Origin of the sequence: Shewanella sp. 3_MG-2023 (genome assembly GCF_030548765.1) — a bacterium.
In the GTDB taxonomy this organism is placed as follows: domain Bacteria; phylum Pseudomonadota; class Gammaproteobacteria; order Enterobacterales; family Shewanellaceae; genus Shewanella.
On record NZ_JAUOSH010000065.1, the window covers coordinates 1 to 3,179 of the forward strand.

The window sequence follows — 3,179 nt, forward strand, 5'->3', positions numbered from 1 at the left end:
GTTCTTTAACAATTTGGAAAGCTGATAGTATTTAATACGATGATGTCTGTCGTTGTATTAATTACAAATCGTATTATTGGGAAATTAATCCTTTTCTGATAATACATTGAGTTCTCAAAACACTTTATTAAGTGTCTTGAATATTCTAAAAACTAAGGCGAATTTGTGTACTCGCAAGAGATGCAAATTATGTAATAAACCAGCTAGTTACGATACAGCTGTTAGGGCTACCCGCTCTGACAACGATTAAGTTTCCTTGTGAAACTCATTTGGGTTGTATGGTTAAGTGACTAAGCGTATACGGTGGATGCCTTGGCAGTCAGAGGCGATGAAGGACGTAGTAACTTGCGAAAAGCGTTGGCGAGCTAGTAACAAGCATTTGAGCTAACGATGTCCGAATGGGGAAACCCGGCCACATAAGTGGTCATCATAACGTGAATACATAGCGTTATGAGGCGAACCTGGGGAACTGAAACATCTAAGTACCCAGAGGAAAAGAAATCAACCGAGATTCCCCTAGTAGCGGCGAGCGAACGGGGATTAGCCCTTAAGTCTATGGGGTGTTAGTGGAATGAGTTGGAAAGCTCAACGGTACAGGGTGATAGTCCCGTACATGAAAACTAACCATAGATGAAAACGAGTAAGGCGGGACACGTGACATCCTGTTTGAATATGGGGGGACCATCCTCCAAGGCTAAATACTCCTGACTGACCGATAGTGAACCAGTACCGTGAGGGAAAGGCGAAAAGAACCCCTGTGAGGGGAGTGAAATAGAACCTGAAACCGTGTACGTACAAGCAGTGGGAGCGGTTCTTGAGACCGTGACTGCGTACCTTTTGTATAATGGGTCAGCGACTTACGTTTTGTAGCGAGGTTAAGCGAATAGCGGAGCCGTAGGGAAACCGAGTGTTAACTGCGCGTTTAGTTGCAAGGCGTAGACCCGAAACCGAGTGATCTAGCCATGGGCAGGTTGAAGGTTGAGTAACATCAACTGGAGGACCGAACCGACTAATGTTGAAAAATTAGCGGATGACTTGTGGCTGGGGGTGAAAGGCCAATCAAACTCGGAGATATCTGGTTCTCCTCGAAAGCTATTTAGGTAGCGCCTCGAGCGAATACCACTGGGGGTAGAGCACTGTTAAGGCTAGGGGGTCATCCCGACTTACCAACCCTTTGCAAACTCCGAATACCAGTGAGTACTACTCGGGAGACAGACGGCGGGTGCTAACGTCCGTCGTCAAAAGGGAAACAACCCAGACCATCAGCTAAGGTCCCAAAGTTATTGCTAAGTGGGAAACGATGTGGGAAGGCTTAGACAGCTAGGATGTTGGCTTAGAAGCAGCCATCATTTAAAGAAAGCGTAATAGCTCACTAGTCGAGTCGGCCTGCGCGGAAGATTTAACGGGGCTAAGCAATACACCGAAGCTATGGGTTTGCTCTTATGAGCAAGCGGTAGAGGAGCGTTCTGTAAGCGGTTGAAGGTGAAGGGGTAACCCACACTGGACGTATCAGAAGTGCGAATGCTGACATGAGTAACGATAAAGGGAGTGAAAAACTCCCTCGCCGAAAGACCAAGGGTTCCTGTCCAACGTTAATCGGGGCAGGGTGAGTCGACCCCTAAGGCGAGGCCGAAAGGCGTAGTCGATGGGAAACGGGTCAATATTCCCGTACTTCTGCTAACTGCGATGGAGAGACGGAGAAGGCTAGGCTAGCGCGGCGTTGGTAGTCCGCGTTTAAGGTTGTAGGCTGTAAACTTAGGCAAATCCGGGTTTACATTAGGCTGAGAACTGATGACGAGTCACTAAGGTGATGAAGTAGTTGATGCCATGCTTCCAGGAAAATCTTCTAAGCTTCAGGTTAGTAGGAATCGTACCCCAAACCGACACAGGTGGTCGGGTAGAGAATACCAAGGCGCTTGAGAGAACTCGGCTGAAGGAACTAGGCAAAATGGTACCGTAACTTCGGGAGAAGGTACGCTGCTGTTGGTGATGGGACTTGCTCCCTAAGCTGACGGCAGTCGCAGATACCAGGTGGCTGCAACTGTTTATCAAAAACACAGTACTGTGCAAAATCGCAAGATGACGTATACGGTATGACGCCTGCCCGGTGCTTGAAGGTTAATTGATTGGGTTATCTTCGGAGAAGCTCATGATCGAAGCCCAAGTAAACGGCGGCCGTAACTATAACGGTCCTAAGGTAGCGAAATTCCTTGTCGGGTAAGTTCCGACCTGCACGAATGGCGTAATGATGGCCACGCTGTCTCCAGCCGAGACTCAGTGAAGTTGAAATTGCGGTGAAGATGCCGTATACCCGCGGCTAGACGGAAAGACCCCGTGAACCTTTACTATAGCTTGGCACTGAACATTGAACCTACATGTGTAGGATAGGTGGGAGACTTTGAAGCTTCGTCGCTAGATGGAGTGGAGTCAATCTTGAAATACCACCCTTGTAGTTTTGATGTTCTAACCGCGGCCCCTTATCGGGGTTCGGGACAGTGCCTGGTGGGTAGTTTGACTGGGGCGGTCTCCTCCCAAAGAGTAACGGAGGAGCACGAAGGTTGGCTAAGTACGGTCGGACATCGTACGGTTAGTGCAATGGCATAAGCCAGCTTAACTGCGAGACATACACGTCGAGCAGGTACGAAAGTAGGTCATAGTGATCCGGTGGTTCTGTATGGAAGGGCCATCGCTCAACGGATAAAAGGTACTCCGGGGATAACAGGCTGATACCGCCCAAGAGTTCATATCGACGGCGGTGTTTGGCACCTCGATGTCGGCTCATCACATCCTGGGGCTGAAGTCGGTCCCAAGGGTATGGCTGTTCGCCATTTAAAGTGGTACGCGAGCTGGGTTCAGAACGTCGTGAGACAGTTCGGTCCCTATCTGCCGTGGGCGTTGGATGATTGAAGGAAGCTGCTCCTAGTACGAGAGGACCGGAGTGGACGAACCGCTGGTGTTCGGGTTGTTATGCCAATAGCATTGCCCGGTAGCTACGTTCGGAATCGATAACCGCTGAAAGCATCTAAGCGGGAAGCGAGTCCTAAGATGAGTCATCCCTAGAGATTTAATCTCTCTAAAGAGCCGTTCGAGACTAGGACGTTGATAGGCAGGGTGTGTAAGCGTTGTGAGGCGTTGAGCTAACCTGTACTAATGACTCGTGAGGCTTAACCATACAACCC

The 3,179-nt window shown here is 49.3% G+C and carries 1 rRNA gene; it reads left to right on the plus strand.

What is annotated here, in order from left to right:
• Positions 1–280: 280 nt before the first annotated feature.
• Positions 281–3,172: ribosomal RNA gene (locus Q4591_RS19910) — 23S ribosomal RNA — on the plus strand.
• Positions 3,173–3,179 lie beyond the last annotated feature (7 nt).